This window comes from Hoeflea sp. (assembly GCF_039975035.1).
In the GTDB taxonomy this organism is placed as follows: Bacteria; Pseudomonadota; Alphaproteobacteria; order Rhizobiales; family Rhizobiaceae; genus Hoeflea.
Genome location: NZ_JBDWHW010000158.1, coordinates 1 through 21,417, shown reverse-complemented (window position 1 = coordinate 21,417; position 21,417 = coordinate 1). Strand labels below are relative to the sequence as shown.

Below are 21,417 nucleotides of genomic sequence, written 5' to 3'. Positions count from 1 at the left end.
CTTGGGCTCAGCCACCTTCACGGGTTCGGGTTCGGGAGGTTTGGGAGCAGGTTCGGCCACAGGCGTGGGCTTTTCAGCCGGTTTCGGCGGGGCCTGGGAAACCACTTCCTTCGGGCTTGGCTTGGCCGCCTTCACCGGTTTGAGATCGACCGAGTTGTCGCCGGCGTTCTCGGCGTCGGGCACGGGGTCGGGTCTGGCGGTCGGTATCGGCGCGGCAATCTCTGCGACCGGCGCGGTCTTTTCGCCCTGCTGGATCTGGGTGAGTTCGGCAACAGGCACGATGCTGACCGGAAAGGCCTCCACATCAGCCACCTCAAGCGTCTTCGGCGCGGTGAAAGATGACAGCGCGAAGCCCAGCACGAGAACGTGCAATACCGTCGATGTCGCCAGGCTTCCCTTCATCCGCGCGCCGTCAACTGTCCTGTTCCTGAAGCGTGACCAGGCCCAGATTGGTGAAGCCGGCAGCGGAGATCCGCGCCATCACTTTCATGACGGTGCCGTAATCCGCATTGGTGTCGCCACGGACATAGATACGCTCCTTGTAGCCGGTGGTGGCGATCGCCTCGAGCTTGGCGACCACTTCGTCGATGGCAATCTCGGTTTCCTGCAAATAGATCTGCCCATCCGAATTGACCGAAACAGTGATCGGCTGGGTTTCCGAATTAAGCGCCTTTGCAGCGGTTTCGGGCAGATCGATCGGAACGCCGACGGTCAGCAGCGGCGCCGCGACCATGAAAATGATCAGCAGCACCAGCATCACGTCGACAAACGGCGTGACGTTGATTTCGCTCAGCAGCTGCTTGCGGTACCCCCGGCGGCCGCGGCGCGATCCACCGCCCTGCCGGCCCTGTGCGGACATGCCCATACCGCCCCCCTATTCCGCAGCCGGACGTGCGCTCAGGCGCTCGTCGATCTGGCGGGACAGAATACCGGAAAATTCATCGGTGAAGCCTTCCATGCGAGCTGACAGCTTTCCCGCATCGGCGGAAAACTTGTTGTAGGCGATAACCGCCGGGATCGCGGCCAGCAGGCCGATCGCGGTGGCAAGCAGCGCTTCGGCGATACCCGGAGCCACCACGGCAAGATTGGTCGATTTGGAACCGGCGATGGCCTGGAACGAGGTCATGATGCCGACCACCGTGCCGAACAGCCCGATGAACGGCGCCGCCGACCCGATGGTGGCAAGCGATCCCAGCTTGGATTCAAGGGCGTCGGACTCGCGCGCCAGCGTCACATCCATCGCCTTGTCGATTCGCATCTGCAGCCCTATCGGCGACTTGGCGCCACGTTCGAAGGATTTCTTCCATTCGCGCATGGCCGACACGAAGATGGCGCTCATGCCCGAGGATTTCCGGTCAGACAGCGTTCGATACAATTCCTCAAGCGACTGTCCGGACCAGAACACCTGCTCGAACTGATCCAGCTGACGCCGGAACTTGCCGAACGATATCCATTTGTCCGCAACGATGGCCCAGGTCCAGACCGATGCGCCGATCAGGCCAAGCATCACGAATTTGACCACGAACCCGGCCTGCATGAAGAGCGACCAGAGCGTCACATCCGTCGTTGCCGCAAGTCCAACTTGTTCCATTCAAATAACCCTCGAATCCAAACGCCCGGTTCCATTACCGGGCGGCCAAAACGTCACTTGTGCCGGGAATCCAGAAGTGAGCGATTGCCGCCTTTTCACTTGCCAGATCTTCTCGCGGCCAATTTTGGTCAAAGGATGGCGCAGGCGTTCCGCGCAATCCTCATGATTTCGGTAATAAATTATTATGGTTAAGGCTTGGTTAGGATTCGGACGCGGCAGTGCTACCGGATACAGCACACCCCATCAGTCGGGCAGCGTCAGGATAACCGGTCCATTTCGGCTGGCGACAACAGTATGTTCAAACTGCACCGTCAACGCGCGTGGTTCCGAGTAGAGCGTCCAGTTTCCCTCACCATCATCTTCCGCAAAGATTGCCCCGAAGGACAGGAATGGTTCGACGGTGAAGACCTGGCCTTCCTTCATCAACCGCTTGTCGTGACGGTTTGGCCAGGTCGCGATTTCTTCAGGATACTCGTGCAGCGACTGACCGACACCGTGGCTGGCCAGGTTGCGAATGAGCGTATAGCCGTTCTTCTTGGCAAAAATGCCGATTGCATCACCGATCGACGCATAGCGGGCGCCGCTTTTCACCTGATTGATGCCCGCCGTCATCGCCCGTTTGCCGTCGCGCAGCAAACGTACGGTTTTCTGCGCCACAGGGGCGACACCAAACGATGCCCCGGTATCTCCGAAATACCCGTCCTTAAGCGCCGACACGTCGATATTGACCAGATCCCCGGCCGCAATTACCCGGTCGCCGGGAACGCCATGGGCGACCTCCTCATTGACCGAGATGCACGTCGCTCCGGGAAACTCATAGCAAACTTCCGGCGCTGACTGAGCCCCGTGCGCATCCAGGTATTGCCGCCCGATCAAATCCAGTTCGCGCGTCGTCATGCCCGGCTGCACAGCCTTGGCCATGGTCTGTATTGTGTTGGCACAGATCCGGCCGATATGCCGAAGCTTCTCGAGCTCGTCATCGGAAGAAATCACCACTGTCTTATTCCTTTGCTGAAGCGTCGGTTGAACCGCCGCCAAGTAAACGCTCCATAAGCGCGTCGGGCAGTCTGCGTGCCCGGCCAAATCCGTTGATCACCGCAACCGTCACCTGAGCTTCTGCCAGCAGGTGCGTATCACGCCTGATTGTCTGCCTGAGCAACATCCGGGCGCCGCGCACTTCGGTTGGCAACGTGGAAATCGTCAGCACATCATCCATGCGCGCGGGAGACTTGAAGTCGATTTCCATGCGCCGGACCACGAAGGCCACCGCGTCCGCGGGATCGGTTTTCGCATGCAGATCGCCTTGCGACACGCCGAGCAGACGGATGTAATCGGTGCGCCCGCGCTCGAAGAAATGCAGATACCGCGCATGATAGACAAATCCGGAAAAATCCGTGTCCTCATAATACACCCGCTGCTTCAGGAGATGCCCGCCATCGCTCAAATGTCCCGACAGAGATGCATCCATGATCATCAGCCTCGCTCATTTTTCTGTTCCCCATGTCAGCAATTCGCAGAAGGAATTGAGACAATCGTTTTTCTGTCATAAAACCGAACTATCAAAATGCAAACAGCGCCTGCACAGGAGAATCATCGATGAAAATTGCAATCATGGGCGGCGACGGGTTCGTCGGATGGCCGACGTCACTGCACCTGTCCAATGCCGGACATGAAATTCATATCATCGACAATCTGTCGCGCCGCTGGATCGATACCGAGCTTGGCGTTCAATCGCTCACCCCGATGGATTCAATCCAGGAACGCACCCGGATCTGGCATGCCGAGACCGGCCGGAAAATCCATTTTCACCTGATCGACCTGGCCAAAGACTATCAGCTCTTGAAAAACTGGCTGGCTGAAGAGCGCCCCGACGCCATCATCCATTTTGCCGAACAGCGTGCCGCGCCCTATTCGATGAAGAGCGACCGGCACAAGAACTACACCGTCAACAACAATGTCAGCGCAACCCACAATCTGCTCAATGCGATGGTTGAAATCGACCTTGATGCACACCTGGTGCACTTGGGCACCATGGGCGTTTATGGCTATTCAACGGTTGGCGCGGCAATTCCGGAAGGCTATTTGCCAGTCGGCATCGAGACCATGGACGGCGAGACGGTGAAGCAGGACATTCTGTATCCGTCCAATCCCGGCTCGATCTACCACATGACCAAATGCCTCGATCAGCTGATTTTCCAGTTCTACGCCAAGAACGACAATCTGCGCATCACCGATCTGCACCAGGGCATCGTCTGGGGCACCCACACCGACCAGACCCGGCGGCACGAGCAACTGGTCAACAGGTTCGATTATGATGGTGACTATGGCACCGTGCTCAACCGCTTCCTGATCCAGGCTGCCATCGGTTATCCGCTGACAGTGCACGGCACCGGCGGCCAGACCCGCGCCTTCATTCACATCCAGGATTCGGTGCGCTGCATCGAGATCGCGCTCGGCAATCCGCCGGCGCGCGGCGACAAGGTCGAGATCTTCAACCAGATGACGGAAACCCACCGGGTCCGCGATCTCGCCAACATGATCGCCGGCATGACCGGGTCCGAAATCGCCTGGCTGCCCAATCCACGCAAGGAAGCCGCCGAGAACGACCTCGTGGTGCACAACGAAAAATTCCTCGGACTGGGCCTTGAGCCGACCACGCTGAAGGAAGGCCTTCTGGGAGAAGTCGTCGATGTGGCCCGGAAATATGCCTATCGCGTCGACCGCTCGCGGGTTCCCGCGGTGTCGGCCTGGACCAAGGACATCGGTACAAAGATCAACCGCGACCCCGAAGGCAAGAAACTGCGGGACGTCTCTTGAGCGGCGGGAGCGAGAGGCCGGACGGCGTTCGTTCCCAAACAGCCGCCGGTTCCGCTCACGCCTTCGTCACGCTTGTCACCAATCCCGACTATGCCATGGGGGCTGTGGCGCTCGTCCGGTCGATCAGCCTGACCGGCAGCAGCGCGGATATTGCCGTGCTGCACACCGGGGGTGTTGGCGGTACGGATCTGGCGCCGCTGAAGGACCTCGGCTGTCGGCTCATCGAGGTCGATCATCTGCCGCTGTCGGACGCTTTCAACCAGCGCCATGCCCGCGGCAATGTGCATGCGGCGGCGCCATTCGCCAAAGGCCGCAAGCCGGCCTTTCATTCGCCGCTTGACAATTTCTGCAAGCTGAGGCTCTGGCAACTGGGCGAATACGAAACCTGCGTCTTCATCGATGCAGACGCACTGGTGTTGCGCAACATCGATAAGCTGTTTGACTATCCGGAATTTTCCGCCGCCCCCAATGTCTATGAAAGCCTTGAGGATTTCAAACGGCTGAATTCCGGCGTCTTCGTCGCCCATCCGTCGACCGCGACATTCGCGTCCATGCTCGAGCGGCTGGACCGGCCCGAGGTCTTCTGGCGGCGCACCGACCAGACCTTCCTCGAGACGTTCTTTCCCGATTGGCACGGCCTGCCGGTGACGATGAACATGCTGCAATATGTCTGGTTCAACCTGCCGGACTTGTGGGACTGGAAGCAGATCGGCGTATTGCATTACCAGTATGAAAAGCCCTGGGAAAAAGACCATCCCAGGTCTGTTGAACTCAAGCCGCTGATTGATCTCTGGCAGAAATATTACTCAGGCGACGCCATTCCCGACATTGCCGCCCTCCCCGGCCCGCTACAGGGCACGGATGAAGCGGCGACCGGCGCGACCGCTTCGACACCGTCATGACCCGGGTTCTGGTTTCAGGCGGGGGCGGTCTGGTCGGCCGTTTCATTGTCGAGGATCTTCTCGGCCAAGGCTACCAAGTCACGGTCGGCGGCAGAACCCGCCCAGCGGATGGGCTTTTTTCCAACCCGGTCGGTTTCGCACCATTGATCCTCGATGCTGACCTCGATCAGGCCCGTGCATTCGACGATGTCGATCATTTCGTCCACGCCGCATTCGACCATCTGCCTGACAAATATCGCGGTGGCGAGGGCAATGATCCGGACGGTTTTCGCACCCGCAATCTCGATGGAACGGTGCAGTTGTTCGAGACCGCCCGCAAGGCAGGCGTTCAACGCTGCGTATTCCTGTCCAGCCGCGCGGTCTATGGCACCCAGCCTGTCGGCACTCTGCTGACTGAGGAAACTCCGCCGCATCCCGACACGCTCTATGGCACGGTAAAACTGCTGGCCGAACAGGCCCTGGCAGCGATGGCGCGGCCGGATTTTGTGTCCACCAGCCTCAGGATCACCGGAGTCTATGGCGCAGCACTGCCCGGACAGCCGCACAAATGGCAGACGCTTTTTTCCGACTACCTCGCTGGCCGCCCGGTCGAGCCGCGGCTGGCAACTGAAGTGCATGGCCGCGACGCCGCCCGCGCGGCGCGGATGATGCTGGAACTGCCATCCGGTGAAATAAACGGTAAGGTTTTCAACGTGTCGGACATCCTGGTCGACCGTCATGAATTGCTCAAGCTGCTGCAGGTGGCCACCGGCTGCCCCCATCCCCTGCCCGCCCCGGTGACTGACATCACTCCATTGCTGATGGAAACCAGACGGCTGCGCGGCCTGGGTTGGACACCGGGCGGCAGGGATCTGCTGGCACGGACAATTCGATCATTCTATCCGTGACCGGCCTGCGGCACAGACCTCCCCCGCTTGCCACGGGGGAAGTCTGTCATTTATCAGTGTGCGGCGGCGATACCGGCGATCAAGCCTGATACAATGCTGATCAGCACATACTGGTTGTCGACTTTGACCCAACGCTGGCCGTGCCCTGGCTTACGCAAGCCATGGCGCTTGTAATCACTGACTGCCGAATGCCTCTTCCAGTCATTCATCCGTTGCCCCTTTGACCAGTGCTTCTTGGTCACCACCTTGTGAGGCGCTGACTTCGTAATCTGAGAATGAGCCTTCGGCTTCTTGTAATCGACCTGGGTCTGCGAATGGACCTGCGGTTTCTTTTGGCCTTTTATGGTCTGGGCCTGAGCCAGGGGTACTGCCATCAACAATGCGGCGATCGAGGTGATGAATGCTTTTTTCATGACGCTTCCTTTCAAGGTTTATGAGAGGAAGATAGGGGCCGGAAGATGAACCGCAAATGAACACCAGAATTAATATTCTGTAATGTTATCAGTCACCTAATGTTGACTAATGCATGAGGGAAAAACCAAAAAGATGCCGTCCATGAAGCGCGCAATACCAGCAAATGGCAAGACAGAACGTGCATCCGTCGGCTCTACTCGTCCTCGAACAGACTGGCCTGGGTGGCGGCGAGATCCTTTGGCGGATTAAGTCCCATATGGCCCCAGGCACGCGCCGTCAGCACCCGGCCGCGCGGCGTGCGCTGCAGGAACCCCTGTTGAATGAGATAGGGCTCGATGATGTCCTCGATGGCGTCGCGCGGTTCCGACAGCCCGGCGGCAATGGTCTCGATCCCCACCGGCCCGCCGCCGAAATTGCGCACGATCATGTCGAGATAACGCCGGTCGAGCTGATCGAGCCCGATACTGTCCACCGACAACCGGGTCAGCGCTTCATCGGCGATTTTCCGGGTCACGGCTTCAGCCTTCGCCACTTCGGCAAAGTCCCGCACCCGCCGCAGCAGCCGCCCGGCAATGCGTGGCGTGCCACGCGATCGGCGGGCGATTTCCAGCGCTCCCTCGTCGGTCATGCCGAGCCCCATGATCCGGGCGCCGCGGCGCACGATCAACTCGAGTTCTTCAACCGTGTAGAACTGCAGCCGCACCGGAATGCCAAAACGGTCGCGCAGCGGATTGGTCAGAAGCCCGAGCCGGGTCGTGGCCGCTACAAGCGTGAAACGGGACAGGTCGATCTTGACCGACCGGGCGGCAGGCCCCTCGCCGATGATCAGGTCGAGCTGGAAATCCTCCATCGCCGGATAGAGGATTTCCTCCACCGCCGGGCTGAGCCGGTGGATTTCATCGATGAACAACACATCGCGGTCTTCGAGATTGGTCAAAAGTGCAGCGAGATCCCCGGCCTTGGCGATCACCGGACCGGAGGTCGAGCGGAAGTTGACGCCAAGCTCCTTGGCCATGATCTGCGCCAGCGTGGTCTTGCCAAGCCCCGGAGGCCCGACAAACAGCACATGATCGAGCGCCTCGGCCCGGCCCTTGGCCGCTTCGATGAACACCTTGAGGTTGGCCCGCGCATCGGCCTGTCCGGTAAATTCGTCAAGTGATTGCGGACGCAATGTCGTATCGACATCTTCGCCGCGCTTGTCGGGGGAAATCAGCCTGTCTGCATCGCTCACGACAGCAACTCCATACCCCGAACGGAACTGGCAGCCTTGCGGTCGAAGGTCATCGTCTTTTCACATCCATTCGCACGGTTGAGCCCGGCGATGGCGACATCGGAGAAATCCGGGTGCGTTGATTGCAGCCATTCGGCCCAGTCTTCCATATGCAATATCTCCGGAACCTTGATTTCCACCGTGTCGAGCAAACCCGCCACTTGCTTTCGCGCTGTTTCACGATCTGTCTTGTAAACCCACTCAAGGACCCAGAGCGTTTCAGCAATGACCATCGGATTGACAAAGAGTGGTTTGTCGGCGCCGCTGGCCTTCACCAGTTCCACCGCGGCGTCAAACTGCTTTTGATCGTCGCGCGTCAGAAGCCGCACGATGATGTTGGTGTCAATTCCGATCATGCGACCGCTCGTATCGATCGGAAATGGCTTCGCCGACTGCCTCGTTCATGGCCTCGACTGAAACCGGTGCTCGGTTCTCCTCGAAAAGGACTCCGGCAAAATCGAGTGCGCTCCGGTTTTTCGGGACCAGCATCACTCTGCCGTCGACGAATTCATAGCCGATACGATCACCCGCTCCGATTTTCAGGTATTCGCGAACCTCTATCGGAATAGTTGTCTGGCCTTTGGTCGTAATCTTTGATTCGACACCCATTTCCTTACCTTTTTCCAAATTCCTTACATCCATATATAGTAAGGAATGGATCGTTGGGCAAGATTTTCCTCACCGCGCCAGTTCTTTCAAACCAAGCCGGATCAGCTTTGCCGAATCCGGGCTTTCTCCCGCAGCCTTCAAGGCCGCCGCCACGGCATTGGCCGCCTGATCGCGCGAATAGCCCAGATTGGACAGCGCCGAGACAGCATCAGCTACCGGCGCGGAAGCAACACCCTCACCCAGTTCCTGCTTGAGGCCCATCGCAGCACCTGCATCGCCCGCAAATGCGGGGGCCTTGTTCTTCAGTTCGGTGACGACCCGCTGCGCCACTTTCGGCCCGATGCCCGGCGCACGCGCCACCATCGCCTTGTCCTGCAGCGCGATCGCATTGGCAAGCTCGGAAGCCGACAGTGTCGACAGCACCGCGAGAGCCACCTTGGCGCCCACACCCTGAACGCTTTGCAACAGCCGGAACCATTCCCGCTCCAGCGCCGTCTCGAACCCGAACAGTCTGAGCTGGTCTTCACGCACATAGGTTTCGATGAACAGCACCGCAGCCTCGCCCACCGATCCGAGCCGCGACAGTGTGCGCGAGGAACAGGACGCCACGTAACAGACCCCGTGCACGTCGATCAGCACATGATCCTCGGCAATTTCCTCGATAGTGCCCTTGAGTTTGCCAATCATTGGATTGTCCTCATTCCGCCGCCATGCGCCAGGCCGGCGATGTGCGATGATGCGCGTGACAAATCGCGATCGCCAGCGCATCGGCGGCATGATCGCTGTCGAACATGGCTTTTGGCATCAGCACTTTCACCATCATCAGGATCTGCTTCTTGTCGCCGTGTCCCACACCGATGACGGCTTTCTTGACCGCATTCGGGGCATATTCGCCGACGCGCAACCCGGCCCGCGCCGGCACCACCATGGCAATGCCGCGGGCCTGCCCGAGCTTCAACGTGGCCGTTGCGTCCTTGTTTACGAAGGTGTTTTCAACCGCGGCCTCGAAGGGCTGATACTCGTGCAGCACCGATTCAAGTCCATCATAAAGCTGTTTCAGCCTGGAACCGAGATCGAGCTTGCTGTCGGATTTGACCGTCCCGGATGCGACAAAACGCAACGAGTTGCCCAGACTCTCGATCACACCCCAACCGGTGTTTCTGAGTCCGGGATCAATGCCGATTATCCGAATCGCTTCCGCCATGCTCAAATCCTATCTGTGACCGGCCGAGCTTTCCATCACAAAGGTGAACAAACCAAAAACAAATACACGCATGGCAAACTTGCGTTTTGCATTCGGCTAGGGGCTACCTACATGGAGACAGACAAGACCTGCCACCCGAACCTGCCGCGAAAGTTGTCCAATGACCGCCTTTTCGATTCTCGATCTCTGCCCCGTTGTCGAAGGTGGCACAGTGGGCGAAGCGCTCGCCACCACACGCCTGATGGCCAAGCGGGCCGAAGACGCGGGGTTCACCCGGTTCTGGCTGGCCGAACATCACGGCATGAAGGGCATCGCAAGTGCTGCCACATCGCTGGTCATTGCCGAGGCGGGCCATGCGACAAGCACAATCCGCATCGGGTCGGGCGGGATCATGCTGCCCAATCATTCACCGCTCGTTATCGCCGAGCAGTTCGGAACCCTGGAAGCGCTGTTTCCGGGGCGTGTCGACCTCGGCCTCGGCCGCGCGCCGGGCACCGACATGAACACCGCCCGCGCGCTGCGGCGCAATCTTGAGACAGGCGCAAACAGCTTCCCCGATGACATTCTTGAATTGCAGCAATGGCTGGGCGAGCCTGACGACACCAAGCTGATTGCAATACCCGGCGCCGGGTCGCACGTACCGCTCTGGATCCTCGGATCGAGCCTTTACAGCGCCCATCTGGCGGCTGCTCTGGGGTTGCCTTACGCCTTTGCCTCGCATTTCGCTCCGGACATGCTGTTTGAGGCTCTCGATATCTACCGGGAGAAATTCACCCCCTCCGCACAGCTCGATTCGCCCTATGTGATGGCAGCGGCCATGGGCGTCATGGCCGATACCGATGCGGAAGCAGCCTATCTGTTCACGACGCTGCAGCAGACCTTTGTCAACATGCGCCGCAATGCGCGGGGCCAGATGCCCAGGCCGCTCGACACCATGGATGGGTTTTGGACCGAATCGGAGAAGATCGCCGTCGATCACACCTTGCGCTATGCGGTGGTTGGCGGGCCGGAAACGGCAACGCGGCAGATGCTGAGCTTCATCGACGCGACAAACGCCGATGAAATCATGATCTCCATGCCGATCCATTCGTCCCAGGCCCGGCTGAAATCCGTCGATCTGTTCGGCAAGATTCGCGAAACCCTCTGACACAGGCAAAAGCCGCCGATCCCGGGGACCGGCGGCTTTCCGTATTGCTGACTGTGCACCCGTTCAGGCCGACAGTTTCGCCATGACCTCGTCGGACACTTCGAAATTGGCGTAGACGTTCTGCACGTCGTCATCATCGTCAAGCGTGGCGATGAGCTTGAGCACCGACTGCGCCTTGTCCTCGTCCACCGGCGCGGAAGTCTGTGGCTTCCACACTGCCCTCACCGACTGCGCCTCGCCCAGCGCCTCTTCGAGCGCGCTGGAAACTTCGCCGATATCCTCGAAGGCGCAGATGATGGCGTGTTCTTCCTCACCGCTGGTTACATCCTCGGCACCAGCCATGATCGCTGCTTCCATGATGGCGTCCGCATCACCGGCTTCCGGCGAATAGATAATTTCTCCGACGCGCGAAAACATGAAGCCGACCGATCCGGTTTCACCGAGCGCTCCGCCGGATTTGGTGAATGCCGCGCGCACGCTCGAGGCTGTGCGGTTACGGTTGTCGGTCAGTGCCTCGACGATCACCGCGACGCCGCCCGGGCCATAACCCTCGTAGCGGACTTCCTCGTAGCTCTCGCTGTCGCCACCCGTCGCCTTGTTGATGGCGCGCTGGATATTGTCCTTGGGCATGGACTGCGCCTTGGCGTTCTGGATCGCAAGCCGCAAGCGCGGGTTCATCGCAGGATCGGGCGACCCCATCTTGGCGGCGACGGTAATTTCGCGCCCGAGCTTCGAGAACATCTTGGAACGGACAGCGTCCTGCCGCCCCTTGCGGTGCATGATGTTTTTAAATTGTGAATGGCCGGCCATAACGCCCCTGATCTTTGCTCTGGAATCTGGATTGGCGCGTTATAAGGTTCTTGCCGCGTTTCGTCCAGAAGGTTCAGTCCATGCAGAAAATCATCCTCCCGCCCTTGCCGCTGACCGGTGGATGTCAATGTGGGCTGATCCGCTACCGAATGCGGGCACTGCCAGTGGTCTTCTATCTGTGTCATTGCACCGAATGCCAGCGGCACACGTCATCGGCCTTTGGCGAAAGCCTGCGCTTCGACCGCGAGCATCTGGATGTCGATCCGGGGCTGCGCTGCATTCGCAGATTGAGCGACACCGGCAAGGAGCGGGAAGGCTGGTTCTGTCCAGACTGCGGTGTCAGGATCTGGCACGGCACTGCCGGCTCGGCGGAAATCAACCTCAAGGCCGGCACGCTGGATGACACCTCATGGCTCGTTCCGGCCGGTCATATCTGGACCCGATCGAAACAGCCATTCATCAAGATTGCCTGCGACGAACTCAATTACGAGGCCCAACCGGCTGATGCCTATGCCGCGATGAAGTTGCGATGGCAGGCAATGACGGGTGAAACAGACCAAGCCAAAACCGCACCGGATTGAAAACAGCCCTTTACCTGACGCCGCACTGCCCTAATCTTGAAGAAGTGGAAAATCGTTTCACGGAGCCTCTGCCATGCCCCGTATCAACTGCTTCCTTCTTCTGGCCGTCACCATGTATTTTGTGACTTCCCCAGGTCACGCGCAGGAAAGCCAGCGCCCCTTCAGCCAATGCCTGGCCGTGGCTCAGGCGCTTCCGGGCGCCAGCTACGCCAATCTCACGCCCGTGGAGCTTCAACTGACACCGGAAAGGACGGCAGCGGCATCAGGCGAGGTGGAGATCATGTTCGCCGGCCATTCCACCTATGTCATCACCACGCCTGCCGGCATCACCATCGCCACCGACTTCAACGGTTGGGCCGGCCGCGTCGCAGCCCCCGACATTGTCACCATGAACAAGGCCCATTCCTCGCATTTCACCCTGTCGCCCGACGAACGGATCGGACATGTGTTGCGCGGCTGGAATTTTGACGGAACAGCGGCCGATCATGATGAGGTGGTCGAGGATGTCTATGTCCGCAATGTCACCACCGATATCCGCAATTTCGGCGCCATGGAGCCCGATGGCAACTCGATCTTCATTTTCGAGGTCGCCGATTTGTGCATCGGCCATCTGGGACATCTGCATCACCCTCTGGAAGACCGGCATTTCGCCCAGATCGGCAGGCTCGACATCGTCATGGTGCCTGTCGATGGCGGCCTGACCCTCAGTCACCGCGCCATGACGGAGATCGCCAGGCGGCTGCAATCCTCGATCCTGCTGCCGATGCACCGGCGCGGTGCGCCACTGTCGAACTTCATCGAGATGATGGGCGACCGGTTCCTGGTCGACTATGTCAATGGTGACAGCTTCACAGTTTCCGCCCGCAGCTTGCCACGTCAGCCGACAATTCTCGTGCTGAAGGGAATCTGACCATGCATCGCCGCCATTTTCTCATTCATATTGCTGCGTTCAGTCTCGTCGCGACAAACCCGGCAGCCGTGATGGCAGATAGTCTCGGTCCACGCGAAAAGCTGTTCATGGCCTTGAAGAACGCCAGAACCGAACGCGAAGGGCGCGTTGCCGAGAATGCTGTTTGGCAATGGTGGATCAGCCAGGCCCCGACGCCCGAGGTGCGTGAAGCCATCGATTACGGCATGAAGCGGCGCGAAAGTTATGATTTTGAAGCAGCGGAAACAGCTTTCGATATCGCTGTGCGCGAGGCGCCCACCTATGCCGAAGGCTGGAACCAGCGCGCCTTTGCCCGTTTCCTGCGCGACAATGACGACGGTGCGCTGTCGGACCTGGAGATGGCCGTCGAGCTTGAGCCGGATCATTTCGGCGCCTGGTCGGGCATGTACCATTTGCTGATGCGCATGGGACGACCCAAAGCGGCAATCGCGGCGCTGTCACGCGCGGTGGAGATTCATCCCTGGCTCAAGGAACGCGGCATGTTGCCACCCGATCCCGACGCCAAACGCCCTCTGGTCAAGGGCAAGCAGCAAGACCTGTAGGACGCATGACCGGGTTCAGCTCCAGAAGTCAGGCATCGTTTCGCTCAGCCTCGGGCCGATCCGCAACGGCGCGATTTTCTCCGCCAGTCCGGTGCGGTCGGAAATCTCGACGGCGACGCCGCAGAGCGTTGCAGGTCCCGAAGCCGCCTCGAAGCGGCCTTTCGGAATCTTTGCCACGAACCGGTTGATCGGTTCTTCCTTGTCCATGCCGATCGACGAATCGTAATCGCCGCACATGCCTGCGTCGGAAAGATAGGCTGTACCACCATTCAGAATCTGGGCGTCAGCGGTTGGAACATGGGTATGGGTGCCCACCACGAAACTCGCGCGGCCATCGACAAAATGGGCAAAACAGAGCTTCTCGCTGGTGGCTTCCGCATGGAAGTCGAAAATCACCGCATCCGCCTGCTCGCCCAACGGACAGGCATTCAGGATTGCCTCGCCCGCCGAGAACGGATCATCGAGATCGGGATGCATGAACACCCGGCCCATCACATTGGCGACCAGCACCCGCGCGCCATTGCGGGCCATGTAGAGATTGGAGCCCCGTCCCGGAGTGCCGGCCGGATAATTGGCGGGGCGCAGGAAACGGTCCTGACGTTCAGCATACACAAGCGCCTCGCGCTGGTCCCAGACATGGTTGCCGGTCGTCACCACATCGGCGCCGGCCTCAAGCGTTTCGAGGAATATTTCTTCGGTAATGCCAAAGCCGCCAGCGGCATTTTCACCATTGACGATGACAAAATCCAGCTTGAAATCGCGGATCAGGCCAGGAAGGCGGTTCCAGACCGCGGTGCGGCCGGATCGACCGACCATGTCTCCAAGAAATAACAGGCGCATGAGCTCTCTATAAAGATTGGGGAAACGAGCGCAAGCCCAGCTCGGTCAGGATCATCGAAAGCGGCACGTCATGGGCTTCCGCCGGCAGATGATCGGTTTCCTGCAGCGAAAACGCCGTGCCGGCCAGCACCGGCGACAGCCCCTTGGCGCGCAGCTGGGCGATGGCCCGGTCATAGTGGCCGGCGCCATACCCCAGCCGATTGCCTGCAGCATCGAACGCCGACAGCGGCATCATAAGAATGTCGGGGTCAAGCACTTCCGCATCAGGCCCTGGGCCGGATGTTCCAAAGCCGGTACCGACCAGATCCGCTCCCCGGACAAATTCGCGGAAGACAATCGTCTGGCGATCAAGCACCACAGGCAGGCAAAGCCGCGCGCCACGTTCGCGAAATCGCGCCAGCAACGGCCGCAGATCGGGTTCCGAGCGGATAGGCAGGTAACCAGCGATCACGGTTCCCGGATCGAAGGCCATCGCCTCTGCCGCATCGGCCATGGCCAGACTCATCTCGATCCGGCGATCCGCCGCCAGCGCATCTCTGCGCGCCAGCATGGCCGCGCGAATGCTTGCTTTGCTGTCCATCTCAATCTCCGGAATTCTGATCGAACCGGCGTAATCCCTAATCGCGCCGTCCGTCAACGCCTTCACCGCCACCCGAGGCGTTTACACAGTCCGCGGCCTTTTATGTAATTCCATAACCCTTTGTTCACGACGCTGGCGAAAACCGGTTGTTGCTCGCACCGGATAGCCTAGGAAAGCACCTCATAATAAGCAAATTACTTGATGATCACGATTTCGGAAAACCATGCCACAACTCCCGGATCGGTTGACCCATGCCGAAATCGTCTGCCTCCGGTTGGCAGCACGCGGTCAAGATCCCGCGGGGATCTCCCACGAACTTGGTGAAAACCTGGAAACCGTTGAAAAACACCTTTCGTCAGCGCGCAGAAAACTGATGGCCAGCACCACAATGGAGGCTGTGGCGCGTGCGTTGAAATACGGGCTGATTGAATAGATTGGGCCAGCTCCCGCGCGCTTGAGAATTAGGCCGGGCAAGAGCAGAAGAGGTGCGATCCACGGCAACCGATGGATTTTTTCGATCCCGGGAACCTACAACGTAGGTGGGCGCCATATGACCGGACCCACGAGTCCGGTCAGGGACAGCTCCCTTGGGATCAATTAAGGCCCCGGGGATTGTGTATCCTGTCGAGAGGCGCAGATCGCACCTGATATATAGGTCATGAATTGAATTCCGCCAATCGGCAAATTCTCAAACAGCTTTTTCACCCGTTCAGGTGATTGAGATGTACCCCGCCCGCCCGATACTTGCTGGCACCGGATCGGACTTCCGTTCCGCTACTGCCGCTCCAAACCGAACGCATCGTCAACACTTGCGTCTCGCCAGGCCGTCACGATCCCGCCCGGGATTCTGAACACCTGTTTGAAGCGGCTTTTGTTTGGTGAGTTTCTGCGGGCAAAAGGGGTGCAGCATGACCAGAAAAGCGTTTATTTCCGGGGCAATCGTTCTCGCAATTATTCCAGCCGTCACAGGCTGCAGCCCGTCGGCAGGCATTGTGCTGCCCGGCGCGGCAGTCGCTGCAGGATCCCTGCCGATCAAGGCATCCGGCAAGGCGCTCGCTTTCCGCGCCAATTCAACCAACACATCCTCCGTCAGCTCCTATACAAACCTGCCGCAATCCCGTCACGAGATAACGCAGGCGAGCATCATCGAAAAGTCAGCGGCTGGGGGAATCCAGATTGACGGGTCGGTGGACAAGGATCCCAACCCGTCAAACAATCAGGGCACCAACCCCGCACTGGTCACAGCCGGCTCTCCCGACACCCTTCAGAATGGCACCGCGATTGCCGGAATGAAGGACGCCAAGGGAAGTGTCTATTTCGAGAACGGCAATTTTGGTGACACGCAAGTTTCAAACGACACCGCGAACCTGTCTTCCGTCGGTGTCTACAACGTCTACGCCAACAACACCTTCGTCGAACAGATCGTCATGAAACACGGCACGACGATCCGCTATCAGGAGGGCGCCGACGGTGCTGGAACAGCCACCTACGCGGTTGGCTATATCGGCAACAACACCACCAACATGCCGGGCTCCGGACAGGCCTCCTACAAGGGCTTCAATGAAGGCGGAACCACTGTCTATGACGACAATGGAACCATGCAGTACATGGGCCTGAGCGGCGGAACAGTTGAACTGACTGCCGATTTCGATGCCGGCACGGTAAAGGGCGGCATCAAGGACGCGCAGCTCGCAACCTACAAGAACCAGCAGATGGTCGTGCTCAACAACACCGTAACCGGCCTGAATATCGATGCCAACATCACCGGCTCGGAATACACCGGTACCGCCCAGCTGGTGGACGCGAACAACAATGCTGTGGGAACCACCAGGACCAACGAAGCTATCGGCGCCTTTTTCGGCAACGGTGCCGCCGAAACAGCTGCAGCCTATCTCATCGAAGGCAACGCGATGCTTGATGGCCAGAATCGCGATTACATCATGTCCGGCACCATCGGCGCAGTGAAAAAATAACCGATGCCACATCCTTTTCCCGCGTTTTCTTCGGAAATGGGAGCTCGACAGCCAATCGTTGAAAAACGATCGTTGTCAGGGAACCGGGGGCCGCTGGCAGTCGCCTGCCTGGCGGCTCTCCTGTGTTTGTCTCCCGGTCAACAGCCCGCCCAGGCGCAAACCGCTTTCCAGTCGGCGGAAGCGCTGGTTTCCGGCGGCAATTTCAGCGAAGCGGAGTCGGTGCTTGAAAGCACCCGGTTTCAGGGAGCCGAAGCCATCCCCGCGGCCTATCTTCTGGCTGTAGTCTACGCCCGGACCAACCGTCTGGACCAGGCGGAGAAACTTCTGCGCGACATCCTTTCGCGTCAACCCGATATCGACGCGGTTCGCATCGAGCTGATCAAGATCCTGGCCCTTCAGGGAAAGCGGCAGGGCGCGGGCTATCACCTCAACCGGCTGACCGACACCGCCGATCTGGCACGCGATCAGGATCAGTTGCGCCAGCTTGCCCGCCGCATCGGCACAACCGAGGGCTTCTCGCTGTCGGGCTATTTCTCGCTGGCGCCATCGACAAATATCAATGACGGAACATCCCAATCAACCGTCATGATCGGCGGCCTGCCCTTTGTGATTTCCAACACCGCGCGCGAACACTCGGGAATCGGCCTCAGAGCAGGCGCCGTGGCGGGTTACTCCCATGCGCTGAGTGAAAATCGCTCGGCCTACGCTTCTTTGTCAGCCGGATTTTCCGACTATTCCAATGACCGGTTCGACAAGCAGTACGCCGAACTGCGGACCGGATTGAGGCATGACCAGCTTCGCTACTCGCTGCAGGTCGAGGCAATCGCCGACCGGCACTGGCAAAACGGAAAACTGCAGAGCCTGGGCATCGGTGGCCGGATTTCGGGAAAATGGAACATTTCCCGGGGCTGGTGGCTCTCCGCAGAAGTCATCCAGATGTATCGCAGCTTTGACGGACAAAGCGCCGCCGACGCGAGCACAACGCGAGCCACAGCATCAGTCAGACATGCGTTCTCACGACGCCTGACATTGTCTGCGGGTGGAAGCTTCGAGAAGGAAAGCGTATCCGCCAGACCCTGGAATTCCTATGAGAGCGCCTCCGGCACACTCGGGCTCGAAATGCCGATAACCCATGGCGTTCGGGTCAAGGCAACACTTACAGCCGGCAATCGCCAATTCAAGGACCCGTTTCCCGGTTTGCGGCTCACCCGGCAGGACAAGTTCTGGGAAGCAAGAGGAACGTTCAGCAAGGACAATTTCCAGATCGCCGGATTGTCGCCGGTCATCGGTGTCTTTTTCAAACAGCAACACAGCAACATCGTGTTCTATGACTATGAATCCAGCGGATTGGACCTGACCTTCACCAAGGCCTTCTAAATCCAGATTTGTCTTTCCCTGTATTCCGCCAGTTTCTTTTCTGCACTATCCGAACTCGCCAATGTCGGCTTGTCGACAGCCGACCGTTGTGTAAGATTCGAAGGGAATCGCAGCGAAGAGAATTGGCTTTCTGTCCATGAATGCAGCCAGAGATCCGGTCCCCCTGAACCAAGCAATCGAAGCGATCTATTCCTATTTCAAAGGCGACCAGGAATTTACCGAATTCATGAAGAATTTGGAAGACTTCCTCGCTGTCGGCGAAACCGGGCAACCGGTTTTTACAGGAGAAATAGGCAAGCATTTCAACATTGCCGCCGAACTGGCCCAGGTGATGTCGCCCGCACCCGAAGCCAAATACCGCTCGCTGGTTGAAGGTCCCGCATTGAAGATCGTGCTCGACAGAGCGTTCCGGATCGTGGCGCAATCACACGAAGCCCGCAAGATATTCGGCTATATAGATGGGTTTTCCGTCACGCTGGACCGGCAGAACCGGCCTGTCATCTCCACGGGCACGACGAATTATTCCCACACCCAGATTGAGCGGCTGCAATCAAGCCTGAACGCAGTTGTCCTTGTCAGTGTGGCTGGCTTGTTCGAACAGGACGGCCAGGACCAGCCGCTCAACCGCAGTTTCGTTCGCAGCGAGGGTGAAAACGGTTTCGTTTCACTGCTCTTGGACAATCAGCTTGATGTCGTCGTTGTCACGCTTCCGGTCACAATCCAGGACCGATCTATTCCGGCAATCCTGAGCGAAAGCCTGGGCCTGTCTCCCTCGGAGGTGGAAGTCCTCGAACTGATGGCCAGAGGCAGATCGAATATCGAGATATCAAAGGAACGCTTTCGCTCCGTGGATACGGTAAAAAGCCAGACCCAGGCGATTTTTCGCAAACTCGGCGTCACCTCGCGCCTGGAAGCGGTCCAGGTCGTCAATGACCTTGTCAGTCTGGCTGCCTTGTCAGGCGGTTCCGCCGGGTTGCCGAACGCGACAGGTCCGACGACGCACAATTTTCCCTTTGCCCACGACTCCTCGGCCTGGCAGACGATCGAGCGGGACGGCCGGCGCATCAGCTATGTTCACTATCCGCTCCCACCCATGTCCGCTGCCGCACGCCGCCCGGTGTTGATGTTCCACGGGTTGCTGCAAAGCCCTGAACTCAGTCTCGGCTTGCGCGAAGATTTTGGCAAATCCGGCTTCGAGCTCATCGGAGCCTCAAAACCGGGCTATGGCGCCACAGACAGGCAGGCCAAAGACGCATCCTTCATGCAGACATGTCTAGAGGACGCACGCTACGTGTGCGAGCGGCATGACGCTGATCGATCGATTGTGCTGGGTCACCTGTTTGGCGGCCATGCCGCGATCGAATATTGCCTGGCCTATCCCGAAAAGGTCTGCGGGCTGGTGCTGTGCTCGGCTTATTTCCCGCTTCAACTGGCTGATCATCTCGTCCCTGTCGGGGTGCTTCAGAAGCTGGCGATGTCGAGCGGCATTGCGTCTGCGGCGGCACACCAGTTCATTGCGCTGACCGCCGTCGCCTACCTGCGCTATGGCGGTTCGCACCGTTACCTGTCGGCTTTGGCTGAAAACAGCGCCGGCGATAACGAAGCAATCCGCGACCAGGAAACCTATGCGCTGTTGCGGGCCGGAATCAGACATGTGACCGGCAGGGGAGCCTCGGCCTTCCTCTCGGACACATCTTCGAGCAATTCGGACTGGAGCGGGCTGCTCTCCCGGCTGAACCTGCCGGTAACGGTTCTGCACGGAGAATCCGATCCCGCGGTGAACCCGCGCCTGGCAAGGCTTGCGGCAGGCCGTATTGCCAATTCCCGGCATCAGGAGATCCCCGGCATTGGCCAGCATATCCTGCACGCCGCGCCGGACAGGGTTCTCACCGCTCTGCGGGAAATGGCTTCGACACCGGCGCTCTGACACCAACCGGCCACGTAAACCATGCATCGCTGCGGCGGAAGGCTACCCGCGTCCGGCCAATTTGCTTGCAATCAGTTCGATCTTGCCGGTGACTTCGGTCAACGCCTTGGCCAGGTCCTGATCGGTCTTGTCGACCTTGCTCAGCACGGTATCACGGGTTTTCTTCAGGGTTTCCACCTCTGCTTCAAGGCCGCGCATCCGTCGCTGCAACTCATGCAACTCGTCCATCACCATGATCCCGGCCATCACCGTGATACGCAGATCACCGATTTCGCCAAACTGATCCTTGAGATGCCCGACATAACGGTCAAAGCGGCCGGCGAGTTCGCTCAGATGCTCTTCCTGACCCTCTTCGCAGGCCATCCGGTAGGTCTTGCTGTCGATAGTGACGGTGACTTGCGCCATTCAACATATCCTGTTTCGTGTTGCCCCGCGCACACGGAGATCCTTCCGGCAGCGCAAAATCACATCTCAGCGGTCCAACACCGCCCTGATTGTTTCCATGGCTGTAACCAATCGCCGCGAGACCTCGCGGTTTGCCTCTTCCAGGCGATTCGACCTGTCCTGCGCCTGGTCGAGTTCCAGAGCAATGCGCGAACGGTCCTCGATCATGCGCCCCAGTTCTTCAGCCGCCTCGGTGGCGCTTCGGCTGGCATCGACTTGCCTGTCGACCTCATTGTCAAGCTGATTCAAGGCCTTGTTTAATGCCTCAAGAGCGGCTTTCACTGTTGTTTCAGCGGGCATCGCGGGCTTCCCTGGATCTGGATTACAAGCCGAATCGCTTGAATTCCGGATACTTGTAGCCACTAGTTTACGCATTAGCCGAACATGGCGTCAACAAAACCGCGCACCGCATCCAGGGCAATCGGGTGAAGAAATGCGTGACAAAGGGGTAATAAGCTGAATCTGTCGTGATCCTCTGATTTGGAAGGAGGACGACGATGGATGATGTGGTGGTGGAGTGTGATGCGGTTGGCGAAGCGGTTGTCTTTCTTCG

Annotated in this window: 26 protein-coding genes, 1 other RNA gene and 1 pseudogene; 11 read left to right on the top strand and 17 right to left on the bottom strand. The window is 59.0% G+C overall.

From position 1 onward, the window contains the following. The 5 genes and pseudogenes from ABJN75_RS14150 to ybgC form a co-directional block, all read right to left on the bottom strand. Positions 1–402: pseudogene (locus tag ABJN75_RS14150) on the bottom strand (hypothetical protein); the annotation flags it as partial. A gap of 10 nt (positions 403–412) precedes the next feature. Continuing rightward, a complete protein-coding gene (tolR, locus tag ABJN75_RS14145; RefSeq protein ID WP_348440223.1) occupies positions 413–865 on the bottom strand; it encodes a protein TolR in 453 nt (150 codons plus the stop codon). 9 nt (positions 866–874) lie between these two features. Continuing rightward, the gene (tolQ, locus tag ABJN75_RS14140) at positions 875–1,591 is read right to left on the bottom strand and encodes a protein TolQ (protein ID WP_348440222.1); all 717 of its coding nucleotides are present in this window, start codon (positions 1,589–1,591) and stop codon (positions 875–877) included. A gap of 243 nt (positions 1,592–1,834) precedes the next feature. Then, positions 1,835–2,587 (bottom strand): type I methionyl aminopeptidase, encoded by a 753-nt coding sequence (gene map, locus ABJN75_RS14135; RefSeq protein ID WP_348440221.1) that lies wholly within the window; start codon positions 2,585–2,587, stop codon positions 1,835–1,837. Between the two features lie 4 nt (positions 2,588–2,591). Further along, positions 2,592–3,062 (bottom strand): tol-pal system-associated acyl-CoA thioesterase, encoded by a 471-nt coding sequence (gene ybgC / locus ABJN75_RS14130; protein WP_348440225.1) that lies wholly within the window; start codon positions 3,060–3,062, stop codon positions 2,592–2,594. A 125-nt stretch (positions 3,063–3,187) separates the two neighbouring features. Here ybgC and ABJN75_RS14125 point away from each other — a divergent pair, with 125 nt between their 5' ends. The 3 genes from ABJN75_RS14125 (at position 3,188) to ABJN75_RS14115 (ending at position 6,197) form a co-directional block, all read left to right on the top strand. Further along, the gene (locus ABJN75_RS14125) at positions 3,188–4,408 is read left to right on the top strand and encodes an NAD-dependent epimerase/dehydratase family protein (RefSeq protein ID WP_348440220.1); all 1,221 of its coding nucleotides are present in this window, start codon (positions 3,188–3,190) and stop codon (positions 4,406–4,408) included. A gap of 95 nt (positions 4,409–4,503) precedes the next feature. Beyond that, the gene (locus ABJN75_RS14120; protein WP_348440224.1) at positions 4,504–5,310 is read left to right on the top strand and encodes a glycosyltransferase; all 807 of its coding nucleotides are present in this window, start codon (positions 4,504–4,506) and stop codon (positions 5,308–5,310) included. Continuing rightward, positions 5,307–6,197: an NAD(P)-dependent oxidoreductase gene (locus ABJN75_RS14115; protein WP_348440219.1), complete on the top strand. Its 891-nt coding sequence runs from the start codon at positions 5,307–5,309 to the stop codon at positions 6,195–6,197. The genes ABJN75_RS14120 and ABJN75_RS14115 overlap by 4 nt, the downstream gene beginning before the upstream one ends. A 53-nt stretch (positions 6,198–6,250) precedes the next feature. Here the strand turns inward: ABJN75_RS14115 and ABJN75_RS14110 are convergent, their stop codons facing one another. The 6 genes from ABJN75_RS14110 to ruvC all read right to left on the bottom strand — a co-directional run bounded on the left by ABJN75_RS14110 (position 6,251) and on the right by ruvC (position 9,694). Beyond that, a complete protein-coding gene (locus ABJN75_RS14110) occupies positions 6,251–6,610 on the bottom strand; it encodes an RcnB family protein (RefSeq protein ID WP_348440218.1) in 360 nt (119 codons plus the stop codon). Positions 6,611–6,804: 194 nt separating this feature from the next. Next, positions 6,805–7,842, bottom strand: a complete 1,038-nt coding sequence (gene ruvB / locus ABJN75_RS14105; RefSeq protein WP_348440217.1) for a Holliday junction branch migration DNA helicase RuvB — start codon at positions 7,840–7,842, stop codon at positions 6,805–6,807. Continuing rightward, entirely contained in the window at positions 7,839–8,237 is a 399-nt protein-coding gene (locus ABJN75_RS14100; RefSeq protein WP_348440216.1) for a type II toxin-antitoxin system VapC family toxin, read from the bottom strand. Before ABJN75_RS14100 ends, ruvB begins: the two co-directional genes overlap by 4 nt. Continuing rightward, positions 8,224–8,490, bottom strand: a complete 267-nt coding sequence (locus ABJN75_RS14095) for a type II toxin-antitoxin system PrlF family antitoxin (protein ID WP_348440215.1) — start codon at positions 8,488–8,490, stop codon at positions 8,224–8,226. Before ABJN75_RS14095 ends, ABJN75_RS14100 begins: the two co-directional genes overlap by 14 nt. A gap of 69 nt (positions 8,491–8,559) precedes the next feature. Continuing rightward, complete coding sequence (gene ruvA / locus ABJN75_RS14090; RefSeq protein ID WP_348440214.1) at positions 8,560–9,177, bottom strand: Holliday junction branch migration protein RuvA; 618 nt, start codon at positions 9,175–9,177, stop codon at positions 8,560–8,562. Positions 9,178–9,187: 10 nt separating this feature from the next. Beyond that, entirely contained in the window at positions 9,188–9,694 is a 507-nt protein-coding gene (gene ruvC / locus ABJN75_RS14085) for a crossover junction endodeoxyribonuclease RuvC (RefSeq protein ID WP_348440213.1), read from the bottom strand. Positions 9,695–9,854: 160 nt separating this feature from the next. Here ruvC and ABJN75_RS14080 point away from each other — a divergent pair, with 160 nt between their 5' ends. Next, a complete protein-coding gene (locus ABJN75_RS14080) occupies positions 9,855–10,841 on the top strand; it encodes an LLM class flavin-dependent oxidoreductase (RefSeq protein ID WP_348440212.1) in 987 nt (328 codons plus the stop codon). A gap of 63 nt (positions 10,842–10,904) precedes the next feature. Here the strand turns inward: ABJN75_RS14080 and ABJN75_RS14075 are convergent, their stop codons facing one another. Beyond that, positions 10,905–11,651 (bottom strand): YebC/PmpR family DNA-binding transcriptional regulator, encoded by a 747-nt coding sequence (locus ABJN75_RS14075; RefSeq protein ID WP_348440211.1) that lies wholly within the window; start codon positions 11,649–11,651, stop codon positions 10,905–10,907. Between the two features lie 80 nt (positions 11,652–11,731). Between ABJN75_RS14075 and ABJN75_RS14070 the strand changes: the two genes are divergently transcribed. From ABJN75_RS14070 to ABJN75_RS14060, 3 genes are all read left to right on the top strand, one after another. Then, positions 11,732–12,232 carry a GFA family protein gene (locus tag ABJN75_RS14070; protein ID WP_348440210.1) on the top strand — a complete coding sequence of 167 codons (501 nt, stop codon included), beginning with the start codon at positions 11,732–11,734 and terminating at the stop codon, positions 12,230–12,232. A gap of 73 nt (positions 12,233–12,305) precedes the next feature. Beyond that, the gene (locus tag ABJN75_RS14065) at positions 12,306–13,142 is read left to right on the top strand and encodes an MBL fold metallo-hydrolase (RefSeq protein ID WP_348440209.1); all 837 of its coding nucleotides are present in this window, start codon (positions 12,306–12,308) and stop codon (positions 13,140–13,142) included. Positions 13,143–13,144: 2 nt separating this feature from the next. Further along, a complete protein-coding gene (locus ABJN75_RS14060) occupies positions 13,145–13,723 on the top strand; it encodes a tetratricopeptide repeat protein (protein WP_348440208.1) in 579 nt (192 codons plus the stop codon). Positions 13,724–13,738: 15 nt separating this feature from the next. Here the strand turns inward: ABJN75_RS14060 and ABJN75_RS14055 are convergent, their stop codons facing one another. Both ABJN75_RS14055 and ABJN75_RS14050 read right to left on the bottom strand, forming a co-directional pair. After that, complete coding sequence (locus ABJN75_RS14055; protein ID WP_348440207.1) at positions 13,739–14,563, bottom strand: TIGR00282 family metallophosphoesterase; 825 nt, start codon at positions 14,561–14,563, stop codon at positions 13,739–13,741. Between the two features lie 7 nt (positions 14,564–14,570). Further along, on the bottom strand, positions 14,571–15,143 hold the full coding sequence (locus ABJN75_RS14050) for a 5-formyltetrahydrofolate cyclo-ligase (protein ID WP_348440206.1): 573 nt from the start codon (positions 15,141–15,143) through the stop codon (positions 14,571–14,573). Between the two features lie 223 nt (positions 15,144–15,366). Between ABJN75_RS14050 and ABJN75_RS14045 the strand changes: the two genes are divergently transcribed. Beyond that, on the top strand, positions 15,367–15,576 hold the full coding sequence (locus ABJN75_RS14045; RefSeq protein ID WP_348440205.1) for a LuxR C-terminal-related transcriptional regulator: 210 nt from the start codon (positions 15,367–15,369) through the stop codon (positions 15,574–15,576). Positions 15,577–15,628: 52 nt separating this feature from the next. Here ABJN75_RS14045 and ssrS read toward each other — a convergent pair. Beyond that, positions 15,629–15,786: non-coding RNA, 6S RNA (gene ssrS / locus ABJN75_RS14040), on the bottom strand. A 265-nt stretch (positions 15,787–16,051) separates the two neighbouring features. Between ssrS and ABJN75_RS14035 the strand changes: the two genes are divergently transcribed. The 3 genes from ABJN75_RS14035 (at position 16,052) to ABJN75_RS14025 (ending at position 20,420) form a co-directional block, all read left to right on the top strand. After that, positions 16,052–17,116: a transferrin-binding protein-like solute binding protein gene (locus ABJN75_RS14035; RefSeq protein ID WP_348440204.1), complete on the top strand. Its 1,065-nt coding sequence runs from the start codon at positions 16,052–16,054 to the stop codon at positions 17,114–17,116. A gap of 126 nt (positions 17,117–17,242) precedes the next feature. Then, the gene (locus ABJN75_RS14030) at positions 17,243–18,493 is read left to right on the top strand and encodes a surface lipoprotein assembly modifier (protein ID WP_348440203.1); all 1,251 of its coding nucleotides are present in this window, start codon (positions 17,243–17,245) and stop codon (positions 18,491–18,493) included. 136 nt (positions 18,494–18,629) lie between these two features. Beyond that, entirely contained in the window at positions 18,630–20,420 is a 1,791-nt protein-coding gene (locus ABJN75_RS14025) for an alpha/beta fold hydrolase (protein ID WP_348440202.1), read from the top strand. A 42-nt stretch (positions 20,421–20,462) separates the two neighbouring features. Here ABJN75_RS14025 and ABJN75_RS14020 read toward each other — a convergent pair whose 3' ends face one another. Together ABJN75_RS14020 and ABJN75_RS14015 are read right to left on the bottom strand one after the other, a co-directional pair. Continuing rightward, a complete protein-coding gene (locus ABJN75_RS14020) occupies positions 20,463–20,825 on the bottom strand; it encodes a cell division protein ZapA (protein WP_348440201.1) in 363 nt (120 codons plus the stop codon). Positions 20,826–20,891: 66 nt separating this feature from the next. Further along, complete coding sequence (locus ABJN75_RS14015) at positions 20,892–21,164, bottom strand: DUF4164 domain-containing protein (protein WP_348440200.1); 273 nt, start codon at positions 21,162–21,164, stop codon at positions 20,892–20,894. Positions 21,165–21,417 lie beyond the last annotated feature (253 nt).